This is a genomic window from Mesorhizobium sp. M8A.F.Ca.ET.218.01.1.1, assembly GCF_004791165.1.
In the GTDB taxonomy this organism is placed as follows: Bacteria; Pseudomonadota; Alphaproteobacteria; order Rhizobiales; family Rhizobiaceae; genus Mesorhizobium.
Window position 1 is genome coordinate 373,877 of sequence record NZ_SRUZ01000008.1, and the last position, 12,597, is coordinate 386,473.

A 12,597-nucleotide genomic window follows, 5' to 3' on the forward strand; every position below is an offset into this window, starting at 1 on the left:
GAACACCTCCGGTCCTTCTCAGCGAGCTCCGGCCGTTTCGAGCTTTGCTGCAATTTTCAAACCCGTCGTCTTGCCCGGCGCCTGCTCTACCGAACCGGTTTGCTGCGGCGCCGACAACTGCGCGAAAGTCTGCTGCTGGCCAAGCCAGGCCACGTAGTCCTGCTGCGTGTCGACCACGACCACGCCATGCATCAAGGGATGCCCTTGGCCGCAGAGTTCGGCGCACAAGACCTGAAAGGTCCCGGTCCTGGTCGGAGTGAACCAGAAATAGGTGACCGAGCCCGGGATCATGTCCATCTTGGCGCGGAATTCCGGGATATAGAAATCATGAAGCACGTCGATGGAGCGGAGCAGCATCTTGACCGGCTTGCCGACCGGCAGATGCAGATCGGCCGCTTCGACCACGACATCGTCCTGACCATTGGGATCGCCGCCGATCACGCCCAGTGGATTGTCGGCGGAGACGTCGCGGGTGTCGGATGTGCCAAGCTTGCCGTCCTTGCCGGGCAGACGGAAACTCCACTGCCACTGCTGGCCGACGACTTCGACGTCGGTTGCGTCGCTTGGGACGTTGACAAACCGGCTCCAGACGAACAGGCCGGGAACCAGCAACGCCGTGACCCCGACCGCGGTGACGATCGTCAGCCACGATTCGAGCCGCTTGTTTTCAGGTTCGTAGGCAGCCCGGTTGGCTTCCCGATGACGGAAACGGAAGACGCAATAGGCCATGAATAGAACCACTGCGGCGAACACGATGCCGGTGATCCAGAAGGTGATGATGATGGTATTGTCGATATAGGCCCAGTTCGAGGCAATCGGCGTCCACCACCATGGGCTCAGCAGGTGAAACAACACTGAGCCCACGACGATCAAAACGAGTACAAGCGCTACGGCCATGTCCCGTTCCTCCAGGCATTCCAAGAGGCGCGAAGCCGTCCAGGGAAATACCTGGCCCATTATAGCTTATTTTGGGGTCGCAATTCTAGAGCCGACTATGTTGATTGAAAAATCCCGGCTCTTGCCCTTGGCCTGGCGCCAGTCCCGCCGTCTAGATCAGCAGCAGGCCCTTCATGCTGGAATAGCCTTTTCGCCCGATGATGATGTGGTCGTGGACTGAGATGCCCAGCCGCTTGGCCGCTTCGATGATCTCTTTCGTCATCTCGATATCGGCGCGTGACGGCGTCGGATCGCCGGAAGGGTGGTTGTGGAACTTCCGCTCGCCGCAAGCTATATTGTTGAATTTATTGTAGAAAATATAAATCTCCGAGAACGTGAGGAGCGGCTTCTGGGAGCGGTGTTGGATGCTCCTCCGTCACGAATCATGCTTACTCACCGCCGTTCACGCTAAATCGCTTTGACGCACGGCACGCCACTGTATTCTTTTGATCCCACGTCTCGAGTTCCTCAATTCGGTACAGCACGGCTTTGCCAAGCTTGACGTACGCCGGCCCAATCCTCTTGGCTCGCCAATTTCGCAGCGTTCCAAGAGAGATGCTGCCGCGATAGCGTTCCGACACTTCCTCAGCTGTCAAAAACTTCCTGTTGTCCATCAAGCTCTCCAAATGTCCGACATCGAGAACAAGTGAGCAGGCCCAAGCACGCTCTCAAACTCTGGATCATGCAGTTGCGCGGCCATGAGTGGGTATGTGCATCGGAAATAAAAGCCGCTGAGCGAGGGAGTAGAAGCAGGGGATATGCCTGGATAGAAATCGGACTAACTGCCAATGCGATCTCCGACCCGTCGTGCTTCGAGTTGACGCGGGAGGCGATGAATTGGAATGAGGCGACGCTTGTCGGCGAGTTGAGCCAGACCGGGGCGAGCGCAAGAAACGCGAGGCGAACTACTCTCAACATCGAACACACGGTGACCACGGTACGAGAGTATCAGGCGCTGGCGACAGGTGCCTGAGACGTGTTCGCCGGCGGTAGCCGCAGGCAGTGCACAGCTACTCGTGTCACCACCAAACCGGCACTGCCGCAGATTAACCGACCGACAATTGAAGTGACATGTATTGCCGCCCCGCTAGGGAACAAGGCCGGCGCCCTCACTGGGAGGTTGCCCGAATGGCGCCGGCCAGACGGTCCTTTTCAGGTCCGCCGCTCTCCAGACATAGCTGAGTCTTTCCGTTGCGTCAGGTGGTGGCGGACTACGCTTTGGTTTTGCGCTTCGCAGGTGCCTTCTTGGCTTTTGCGACGGGTTCGGCCTTGCGGCCAAGCCCGATGGACTTCGCCAGTTGCGAGCGCTGAGCGGCGTAATTCGGAGCTGTCATAGGGTAGTCGTGCGGCAAGTTCCATTTGGTGCGATAGGCGTCCGGTGTCAGGCCGAAATCCGTGCTAAGATGCCGCTTCAGGGATTTGAACTTCTTGCCGTCTTCGAGGCAGATAATGAAGTCCGGCGTCACCGACCTCTTCGGATTGACCGCGGGAATTTGCGGCGCAACGACAGGCGGGATCGGCGTGCCAAGTCCGGACAGCGAAGCATGAACCGATGCTATGATGTCCGGCAAGCCAGAGACCGGCAATGGATTGTTGCTGACATATGCTGAGACAATGTCGGCGGTCAGCTCAGCAAGTTCGGCAGAGCGGGTATCGGATTCGTCGGTCATTGGTGGTCCTTTTGACTGATTCGTCCCCTCTCTATTGTTTGATGATCAACGACGCAACCGCCCTCCCTAAGTCTGGTCTATCGAACTGCAGTGGAGCCGACGCAGAATTCGTACGGTCTTCGGACAACCCTTTGATGTTTTTCAGAAGTAGTCGCTACCGCAGAACCACAGACGCTCCTGGAGCGAAGTTGCCTGCCCATCATCCCGTTTGGCTGGGGTTCCTGGAAGCTTTTCGAACTTTCTGCGTCGCGCGTCAGCCCGAATTGCGGTTGCTTATGGACAAAGGTGGGACACTAGATTCGGTTTTTGGATAGCTTTGAAGGCAGCGACTTCTGGCACATGCGCCAGATAGCGCGTCAGCACGAACTTCCAAGCGTGCTGAACGGCAGCTTTGCGCCTGATGTCGGTCATTCCACCGGCCTCCTTTATAGCCAAAAGCGGACACCAACCGAGACTCATATGCCGTCACGGGGCGGAGGCGCTGATGTCATTGCTGCGCTTGGCGCCAGCAACCCATCGTCAATCAAAGGCGGCGGCTGGACTCCAAGCGGTCTCGCCCCCTAATCCGCTATCTCCAAAAATGGCCGCGCTGCTCGGGGCAGGACCCGATCTTTAGTTGATCTGCCGCACGACAACAGAATTACCGACTTCCTTTTGAAGCTGACCCACTTTGCGTCGATCTTCGATCCGTGTAACATAAGAAATCCGAGAAATAAAAGTGGCCGACATGCGAACCATTTCGATTAGAGGGCTAGCGTTTCTGTCGATTATGTCCTTGCCTGCCCTTAGTTACGCGCAGGGCCTGGACTTTCCGTACGTCAATGAAAACGGGGAAGAGATTTTCGGAAAAGACTATGTCCCGCAATCAGCGGGGAATCTAAGCCTTCCACTTTACATCGCTCGCCCCAACGCCGGCATCCAGGTTCCAGACGATCTCCTCCTGTTCACCCAGGAGGCCTTCCGGCCGAGGGTGCAAGACCTCTCGTTGCCGAACGAACCCGCGCATCGTCAGGTACCGGCAACGGTTCCCTTGCTGCGCGACATCCGACAGCAGTTCGAACCATTGCAGGTGCCACGACTGCAATTCCACCGCCAGCAGGTACCAGAAGTCACCTCTGTGTCTGCGAGTATCATGCGCGTACATTACGTGTTTGTTGGCCAGGGTGCCGGCGCGGTCGTGGAGCTGCCGTGCGGCATAGCCGTCATCGACCTGGGCGGAGAGTACGGCTCGGGCGATGGTAAGGTCGACGGCGGAGCGCTCTTCGTTGACTATCTCAAGAACTTCTTCGCTAAGAACCCGCAATACAACAATACGATTGACACCCTTATCCTCAGCCATCCTCATGCCGATCACATCAACGGCAGCGACGAGCTGAAAACGAGTGGTCTTGCAGTCCGTGCTATCGTCGACAATGGCCAAACGAACAACTCAGGCACGTTGGGAAGACAGAGCGCCTTTAGACAATGGGTTAAGGACCAAGGTGGCCAGTATGCGGCGGTCGAATTGGCGCGGCAGACCACCGCCACCGGTGTCACCAATGCAGCGATCGATCCTTTCGCCTGCGCTACGATTTCTGCGTTCTGGGGTGGCGCAAATGAACTGCTGTCGAGGTCTGGCTACGAGAATCCGAACAATCACAGTGTGGTCGTGCGCATCGATTTCGGCCAGGCGTCGTTCCTTTTTCTAGGTGATCTACAGCATGAAGGGGCAGCGGACCTGCTCGCGCAATATGAGGAAAATCTTGGTGTCTTCGACGTGGACGTTTTCCAAGTTTCGCATCACGGCGCAGACGGGGACACGACAGATGATTTGTTGAACGTGCTATCGCCGCGCATCGCGATCATTTCAATGGGCACAAAAGCATCCACCGGATCGCCCAGTGCCTGGCAATACGGCCACCCTCGGCTGACGACGCTAAAAATTCTGCAGGAGGAACCTGTAATCGTCACAGACGAACGCAATCCCGCAGGACATTTTTGGGGTGCGCCTGCACAGAAGAGCGATTTCAAGAACGTGGATATCTCTCGCGCTGTATTCGGCACGGGGTGGGAGGGAACGATCATCGTCACCGCTACTCAAGCTGGCGAATATTCGGTCTCAACATTGGGTTTCAAATAGCTGGCATTCGGACGCTATCAGCACGAAAACCCTGGCTTTCGGCGCAATCGACACCAACTGCCTCGCCCTTGGGCGGTCTTAGTCAGGCGCCTCGCCGCAGGCGTGTGCACAATAGCGAAGCCGTCCGCGCACGCAGTCCTTGTCTAGGGCTCGCCTCGAAAGATCGGGATCTAGTCCTTCAGTCCCGCTTTGCGTAGTAATTTAACGAGGTGATCGACATCACGACGGCGACGAAATCGCGACCTTGTCTCATAGACTGCGATGCTCACAAGCGCAGGGTCGGACTTTGCGAGCCTCTCGAATCTCTGCCGCGTCTCTACAAGCTGGCCGAAACGCACGAGGCACAGAATTTCGGCTTCATGAGCAGCTAGAATGGTTGGAGCGAGCCGTCTTGCACGCTGCACCCGGACCCACGCCTCATCGTACTTCCCCAGCATGATCAACTATTTGTGACAAGCTAGCGTCGAGCCTAAACCTTGAGGTGACAGGCTCGACATGCCGCTGACCTGTTCTTGGAAAACTCAATCGCTCCATCGCCTGCCACTCGCAAAAATTCACGTGTGCACTTCGTAATCCCATAAAATTGCCGGCACCGAAGATTAGTCATTCGACACAATGCTTATCAACAACTCGACAACGGCATGAGGATAGTGCACATTCATCGCGACTTTTAGAAAAGGGGATAATAATGCTCAATAGAAGAGCTTTCCTAGCTACTGCGGGTGCGACGCTCATCGCAGGTTCCACGAGATCATTTGCGCAAACAAGCGCCGCCAAAACCAACCGAATTGTCGTCGTGGCAAATCGATATCACGAGGCCGACGGACTTATGGCAGCCCTCTGCAATCGGATGGCCCGCAGTCCTTTCCTCACCACCCCATACAAAATCGATTGGCCGCGCCCAACCAATCCGGATCCAAACGCCGCACCCATAGACAGCGAAAAACCGCGTTGCTTGATAGATGTCCTTGGTGCCCCATTAGACAAAACGACACTCGCCACAGTTGAGATTTGGTGCATTGACGATCTTGCCAACACAAACGGCGACAGCTCCGCCAAAGCAAAAGCTATGGAAAAGATTACTGCCTATGGGACCGCGCCAGATGGGGTTGTCGCGTTCGGGACCGCTGGTTATCCGGGCCTTGCCTCCAACAATGGATGTGCAACAATTGGTGGTACGATTTTTATCCATGACGCTTCAAATGATGCCGTTGGTGACCACGGAAACTGGTCCTGGCCCGGCTACATGGAAGCATTGGTTCCAAGTAAAACTCCGGCATCATTCTTTGAGAGCGTGGCCGCCGATCAAAAAACGCTGGCCGCCATCAATCTCGAAATGATCACGCCCCTGACTCATCCTGCCAGCGTGCTGCAACTCATCATAGCGCCTGACGCCGTCGGAATCAGTTCGGTAAATATCCCGAAAAACGCTCCGTACTGCGATATCGATACCGGCGCTATTGTGCGAGCGCGTGCCGCCGGTGCCACCAATATAACTTCGGTTGAAACAACGCACGGCGTTATTCGCTCAATATGGCAAGAGACGCCATTCATCTACGTTACCGCAATACCAAATCGCGTTTGCCACTTTCCCGACGAAGCGCAGAGCATGTACGCGCAAGAATTCCCGTCCTCGCACAATGCTGGTGTGGCGCTAAAGCACGTGCTGCCGTTCTTTGCCAAGGCCATTTCTCAATAGTATTTTGTGTCGAAGACTTTCTGCGTGTAGCACACTGGCGCCTGCCGTTTTCGGTCAGGTTTTCGCGCTGATCTCCCATGAGATTTGCGTAGAAGTGCGTTCCGCGAGGTTTCCAAAACTGAATCCCGCAAGACTGTAAGGTATTGCTTCCGGCCGCCAGGCAAAAGATAATATCAGAAACTTTATCACTACGCGATACAATCAACTCGCTGAAAGGCGAGACATACTATCTAAGCGCAGTTCTTGTATATCTATGTTGGACGAGCAGCAGATCGCGAAGACGATGGCTTCGGCGACTTCGTCGGCTCTCAGAGCCCCGGGACGCATGCCGGGAGTTTTGCCGTTGAAACGCGTATCTACCCGTCCTGGTGATACGACGCAAACCCGGATACCGGCTGGACGCAGGTCTTCTCGGAGAGCCCGCGACATCATTAAAAGCCCTCCCTTGCTGGCACAATAGGCGGATGCGCCAGGAAATCCGACATAGTCGGCATCGGAACTTACATTGACTATCGTGCCACCCGATTGCATCAGCCCGGCGGCGTGGCAACATAGCTCGAACGCTGCACTGAGGTTCACCTGCAAAATCTTGTGAAATGTTTCGGGGTTCAACTTTGCGGGTGGCGCGAATGCTCCCCAGCCGGCTGCGTTGACAAGCACGTCAATCTTCGCTTCGCGGGTCATGGCTGCTTTGACCGCAGCAAGGCCGGGCCTCGTTGCAAGGTCTCCTTGCACCGTCGCTACTCGACACCCGTGGGAACGGCAGGTCGAAGCTACGGTCTCCAAACGATCAACGTCTCTACCTCCGAGAATCAGGCACCTGCCCCCAAGGGAGGCTAGATGCAGCGCAGTAGCTTCACCTATGCCTGAAGAGGCGCCAGTTATCATTGTGGTTCCAAAGTTCGTCATCAGGTAACCACCGCATAGGGTAGATTCCGATTGAGCCGATGGATCTCGGCAGTGTTAAGCGGTCTCAGACATGACGCGCAGTGCGAAATCAGGCCCCTGTAGTCGTGCGCAAACGGTTGCAGTTGCTCTGTGATCTGCGCCTCTACCTGGGTCTGCGCTCTTGCAGCCTCCAGGCCTAGGCGATCGCAGAGTTCACGGCCCCATCCATTCAGCCTGAATTGAACTACTGCTCGGGAAGGGTAGCCGAACTTAAGCGCGGCGTTGAATCGATAAACTAGGCCGCATGTCGCAACCATGTCGAGTAAGCTCGTCGGATTATCGATGTGTAGGCCCTCTGATGTCGGTGGAAGGATAAGCAGCCTACTGAGTTGCTCATCACCAAGCAGATAAATGTGCCCTGAGTATTGGGCGATACGGGCCGCAACTTGGTCAAAGGCATTGAGGCGGATCAAGGTCGCGGAAAAGACTGTGCTAATCGCGGACGTGCCCATTGCCAAGTCTGGGAACTCGACCTGCAGCGGACGAAGGGCTTTCTCGAATACATTTGCCTCCCGTGTCTCGAGGAGGGTGCTTACCGCTATCAGACGCTCGATAGGGTTTAGGCTCGCAAGAATCATGGCATCAGGCAGGTGTTGCCTCTCCCATCGCGAGCATCAGCGTCGGAACTAAACCTTCGACGCGTTTGACAGATTCGGGGGCGGCAATAACGTCCATACCGAGGGCTGGGACTGCTTGGTGCAACTCAATTAAGCCATGGCGCCGTAGAGACATGCCGGTTTCGACGCAGTCGAAACCGTAGTCCGCGAGAACTCCAACGAACGCCTCGGTGGATCCTGTTACGTGCAAAATGTCTGCCGCTACTCCCAACCTGTGGAGTAGCGATACTGCGACCCCCGGAAAGCACGTGGCGACCCGCGCCCGACCAATCGGAGGCCAAGCGATTCCAGGTTGACCGAAAAACGAAAGCCGCGTCGGTAACCATCCTGGCAATTTAGCAACCCGGACCACGGTGCCGGGTGCCTGCGTATCAAGCTCCAGGCTCCACTCCTCTGGAGTGACGGCAAGGTCGATATGGCCTTCTGAAACGGCGCGCGGAATGTCGCTTGCTTTCAGCAGAAGGACGGTGGCACGCCAAGCCGGCACCCGGTAGCATAATCGATCCTTCCAAACGATGCCTAAACTGCCAAGAAGAGTCCGAGTACACGACTCGAAGCGTCCCTTCGGTAGCCCTAAGAGGAAGTTGGTTGGGTGCGGGATTGGGTGCGTGTCAATCGGCAACGAATTCAAGCCTCGATCCATCGAAGGCGATGGTCAGGGACCTTCCACTACCGGATTCTACCCTGCCAATAATTTGGGCATCCACCTCGAAGCTACGCGCCACCCCAATCACCTCATCCGCAACACCAGGGTCGCAAACCACCTCAACTCGATGCCCCATATTGAAAACCTGCAAAAGCTCCCTGTCCTTCATCCCACTGACTGTCCTGACATGTGCGAACAGAGGTGGTAGTGGCATAAGGTTTTCCTTGACGTAGTGAACGTCGCTCCCGAACCCCAGACACTTGGTTTGGCCCCCTCCGGTGTTGTGGAAGATGGCTGAAATCGCCGGTCGGCAAGAAGCCAATATCCGAAGTACAATCGGCGCATAGGTTCGTGTTGGACAGAGGCATGCCTCTATCAACGTCATGCTACACCCTGGAAGAGGATCGTCCGGGCGGTGTGATCCGAGATAGGCGACATCGGAGATCTCGGGAGCGAAGCTTTCGGGAAACTCCGCCTTCACTTCGGCGCCAAACAACGAATGACGAAGGGCGGTGAATCCGTTGGTGCCGGCACCCGAATTTAGCTTATCCTCATAAGTCGCTTGGCCGGCTGAGGCCATTCCGACTATGACATGCCCGGGTTTCACTTTTGAAGCGTCAATAAATTCGTCTCGTCGCATCCGCACAGTAATGCAGGAATCAGCTATGATGGTCCGGACGAGATCGCCAAGGTCTGCAGTCTCGCCTCCACAAGGCCGCAAATCGACGCCGTAAGGCGCTAATTTGTCGGCGAACATCTCGTATCCTTCGATTAACGCCTTGATCGCCTCACCCGGAATCCTCTTCAGGTTGCGGCCGATCGTATTCGACACTAGAAAAGGCCCGGTTGCTCCCACACACAAGAGATCGTCAAGATTCATTACCAATGAATCTTGGGCAATGTCGCGGAACACTCGTGCGTCGCCGGTTCGACAATACTGCACGTAGGCGAGCGAGGACTTGGTGCCCGCCCCGTCCGAGTGCATCAAAACGCAATGCTCCGGAGACCCGGCAAGGTAGTCCGGGATTGCTTTACAGAATGCACCAGGAAAAAGCCCGGGGTCGATGTTAGCGATAGCGCGTTGGACATCCGGCTTGCGTGCAGAGACGCCACGTTGGAGGTAGAGGTCCGCGTCCGTGCCTAGCCCCGGTTTCTTCATGAAATCTCCCAAACTTGGCTACGCTTTTCTAAAGGCTGGATTACGCCCGGCGGAACGCATTCGACTTCAAAGTGAATGTCGCCCGCTGCTACAGCGTTCCTCATGACCGGGGCTTGTGACAGAACCGCCTCGCCAACTGCGTCGACAATTTCGCGCGTGGCGTCGGGGAACAGCGCAGGTGTGTGGGCGAGTTCAATGCGCAGCCGGGCGCGGACTCGCGTGCCAACGACCTCAACGCTGCCTGCATAGACTGGCCGGCCCGAGGATCGCGAATAACTTAACGCTGTCAGGTCGCGGTAGCGAGAAGGACGCGATACAGTAGGCAGGACGTCGATGGCATCTATCACGGCGCGTCCGTCAATCAAAAGCCGCGACGGATCGCGCGGGTCAAAGAGCGCGTGCGTGGTGCGTCCGCGGAACTCCCAACTCTCATGCCTGCAGCCGATAGCGCGCCTTACAAATAAATCCCCGGACACGTAACGTATGAAGGGCTGGTATTGGACGAAGGGGCTGAGTGAGGTAAGTAGAAGCTCCCCAATCACACCAGCCTCCACGGGCTCTTGTTTTCCAGGTACTACTAGTTCCGGTATGACATGGGGATCGAAATGGTAACTGCCGCATAAGGGGCAATGCGTCGCGCCGCCGAAGATTTCGGCCAAACTATAGCGGTCTACGATTGAGCAACGCCAGACTGACGCCAGAATCTTTCGCCAACGAGGAGTAAGATAGTCTCCTGTTAGTTCAATGTGCCGGATCGACTCGGCAAGATCCATACGGCCGTTCTCAAGCAGATAATTGGTAAGGACTAAAATCTGAGAGAACGATCCCACAATAGCCGATACGCGATTTTCCACTCCGTGCAGATCAAATGAGCTTTCGAGTAGAGTAATAGACTGATCAAGGAGTTCGTCGTCTGTTAGCGCAGTTTGCAACACGAACGCATGTCCGGGAATCGGAGTGGGTGTTCCGTGGTGCGGAATGGTCAATGCGAGCACCACAGGTCTTAGCCGATCACCAGCCTCTTCACCATGTACGTGGCTAAAGAAGGCCCGAATAAAAGTCATCTCCTCCTGAGACCGGAAGAGAAGCAATGGCGAGCCCGTTGATCCTGAGGTGTTCTGAACATGCGACGGGATTTGACCGCCACATAAAATCGAGTAGCCTGCCGCGCGCACGTCAGACTTGGCGAGCCGGGGTAGGACAGCGAGGTCCTCGATTCGGTGGATGATAGAGAGGTCTAGGTCGGCAAAATGACGCCGGTAGAACGGGCTGCGACCCGCAGCGTCGCGCACCGTCCGACCGATCAACTCATTGCGGAGTCCATCTGCGGTCTCCCTTAGCCCACCGGCCGGAAATATCCCGACCGCTCTCACGTTCAGCCTCCGTGGGGTTTCAAGGCTTCAAGCGCCAAGGACTCCGCCACCATCATGCTGGTCATCGCCGCTTCGGCGACCATCATGTGCTCCATTGCCTTCTGCGTCAGCGACAGGGCGTTAGAGTCGTCCCCACTCTTCGCAGCGCGGTAGAGTTCACCCAGTCGCTTAATATACTCAGCTTCCATCGGTTTTCCTCCCGGCTCGATGATTTCGTACAGGCAATATCTGCTGACAATTGGAGGCGCACGTCAATAGAATGCCGAAAATATTTTTACACTTTGATGATCCTAAGGGCTATCAATTCCGCTTGATTTCGGCGCTTAGAGTGAATTTCACTTCGACGTCCACACTGGTCAAGCGGAAGCTAAATGTTGTTACGTTAGTTTGATCACACCAATTTGTTGTGCTCATGTGCTGCTGTCAGAAGTGCTCCAAGCGCTCTGAAATAAAAAACTATTACATACTTGTGGAAGCACGCAAATTTGTGGCGTCTCGTGGGCGCCGGGGCGCCGGCTTGCGGGTCCGGTTGGCCGCAGATTTTGACCGAAACAACACCAGCCATGCTTTTCAGCTAGCGGCAGCCGCAGATTGTCGGTGGTTCGAGATGGCGTCGGTGCCTGGCACGAACGAAAACCCAGAGTTCGAAAATAGTATGTAAGGAATCGCGGGTACCCCCAGACCCAGAAGGGCCGATCCTCAACCCGCCTACATAACACCTGTTCAGCGCTGCTCTCTAGGTTGCCGGTTGTGGTCAACAACGAACTAGGCTCTCACGGCGCGGTAGTGGAGACAGAGCAGTCCAGCGGATTCTTGAGTTCCCCCAACCAAGGCGCTTGCGGCAGTGATGCTGCAACTTCCTGCGCTAACTATCTCGGAGTTGCCAGCCTGGTTTTGTCAGTCCTGAGATGCAGAACCTATCGATTGATCTGGACGATCCGATAGACTTGCATTCTGGAGCAACCAACCAGCTTCGCAAAAGTTGCTGGACCTCGAGAGCGAGAAGGAAAGTCTAGCGCGAGAGCTTCAAGCCATGGCAGCCGCTGAAAGCATCGTGGAGTTTCACCCGGTGGCGGTCGAGGCTTATCGCCGGAAGGTGTCGGAACTTCAGCGGGCGCTGCAATCCGACGAAAGCTAGGGTCACGACGCAGCGAGGATTGTCCGTTCGCTACTTGCGAAGATCGAGATCATTCCGACCGAGGGCAGGGGGCAGATTGAGCTAAAGGTCCACGGCGCGCTGGCGGAGCTCCTCAGCCTGGCAAACCGCAAACCAGGAGAGGCGCCTAACGCTGTATTGATGGTAGCGGGAGAGGGCTACCGCCAATACAGCGCTGTTGTAGAGATCGTCTGCTAACGGGGAAGCTTTTGTCAGAAACAACGTCACTGCTTGGGATTCCCGAAAGTGTCCCGATTTAGCATAAAGACTTGGA

General features: G+C 55.9%; 12 protein-coding genes and 1 pseudogene. 3 read left to right on the forward strand and 10 right to left on the reverse strand.

Features of this window, described 5'->3' with window-relative positions:
• Positions 1 to 18: 18 nt before the first annotated feature.
• From EN861_RS27920 to EN861_RS27930, 3 genes and pseudogenes are all read right to left on the reverse strand, one after another.
• On the reverse strand, positions 19 to 897 hold the full coding sequence (locus tag EN861_RS27920; RefSeq protein ID WP_127872643.1) for a cytochrome c oxidase subunit II: 879 nt from the start codon (positions 895 to 897) through the stop codon (positions 19 to 21).
• A 151-nt stretch (positions 898 to 1,048) separates the two neighbouring features.
• A pseudogene (locus tag EN861_RS27925) lies at positions 1,049 to 1,207 on the reverse strand (JAB domain-containing protein); the annotation flags it as partial.
• 118 nt (positions 1,208 to 1,325) lie between these two features.
• Complete coding sequence (locus EN861_RS27930) at positions 1,326 to 1,550, reverse strand: helix-turn-helix domain-containing protein (protein ID WP_135866858.1); 225 nt, start codon at positions 1,548 to 1,550, stop codon at positions 1,326 to 1,328.
• Between the two features lie 218 nt (positions 1,551 to 1,768).
• Here EN861_RS27930 and EN861_RS35590 point away from each other — a divergent pair, with 218 nt between their 5' ends.
• Entirely contained in the window at positions 1,769 to 1,909 is a 141-nt protein-coding gene (locus EN861_RS35590) for a hypothetical protein (protein ID WP_189343750.1), read from the forward strand.
• A gap of 238 nt (positions 1,910 to 2,147) precedes the next feature.
• Here EN861_RS35590 and EN861_RS27935 read toward each other — a convergent pair whose 3' ends face one another.
• The gene (locus tag EN861_RS27935) at positions 2,148 to 2,606 is read right to left on the reverse strand and encodes a MucR family transcriptional regulator (protein WP_135866860.1); all 459 of its coding nucleotides are present in this window, start codon (positions 2,604 to 2,606) and stop codon (positions 2,148 to 2,150) included.
• A gap of 273 nt (positions 2,607 to 2,879) precedes the next feature.
• Entirely contained in the window at positions 2,880 to 3,017 is a 138-nt protein-coding gene (locus EN861_RS35595) for a hypothetical protein (protein ID WP_189343751.1), read from the reverse strand.
• A 316-nt stretch (positions 3,018 to 3,333) separates the two neighbouring features.
• Between EN861_RS35595 and EN861_RS27940 the strand changes: the two genes are divergently transcribed.
• Positions 3,334 to 4,725, forward strand: coding sequence for an MBL fold metallo-hydrolase (locus tag EN861_RS27940; RefSeq protein WP_245512120.1), 1,392 nt, complete (start codon positions 3,334 to 3,336; stop codon positions 4,723 to 4,725).
• Positions 4,726 to 5,413: 688 nt separating this feature from the next.
• Positions 5,414 to 6,424: a hypothetical protein gene (locus EN861_RS27945; protein ID WP_135866864.1), complete on the forward strand. Its 1,011-nt coding sequence runs from the start codon at positions 5,414 to 5,416 to the stop codon at positions 6,422 to 6,424.
• Positions 6,425 to 6,625: 201 nt separating this feature from the next.
• Here EN861_RS27945 and EN861_RS27950 read toward each other — a convergent pair whose 3' ends face one another.
• The 5 genes from EN861_RS27950 to EN861_RS35885 all read right to left on the reverse strand — a co-directional run.
• Positions 6,626 to 7,333: an SDR family oxidoreductase gene (locus EN861_RS27950; protein WP_135866867.1), complete on the reverse strand. Its 708-nt coding sequence runs from the start codon at positions 7,331 to 7,333 to the stop codon at positions 6,626 to 6,628.
• 1,267 nt (positions 7,334 to 8,600) lie between these two features.
• A complete protein-coding gene (locus EN861_RS27960) occupies positions 8,601 to 9,794 on the reverse strand; it encodes an AIR synthase related protein (RefSeq protein WP_135866871.1) in 1,194 nt (397 codons plus the stop codon).
• Positions 9,791 to 11,167, reverse strand: a complete 1,377-nt coding sequence (locus tag EN861_RS27965) for a phenylacetate--CoA ligase family protein (protein WP_135866873.1) — start codon at positions 11,165 to 11,167, stop codon at positions 9,791 to 9,793. Before EN861_RS27965 ends, EN861_RS27960 begins: the two co-directional genes overlap by 4 nt.
• Before the next feature lie 2 nt (positions 11,168 to 11,169).
• A complete protein-coding gene (locus EN861_RS27970) occupies positions 11,170 to 11,355 on the reverse strand; it encodes a hypothetical protein (RefSeq protein WP_135866875.1) in 186 nt (61 codons plus the stop codon).
• A 1,031-nt stretch (positions 11,356 to 12,386) separates the two neighbouring features.
• Positions 12,387 to 12,597: hypothetical protein (locus EN861_RS35885; protein ID WP_210235195.1), on the reverse strand; the 211-nt coding region annotated here is incomplete at its 5' end.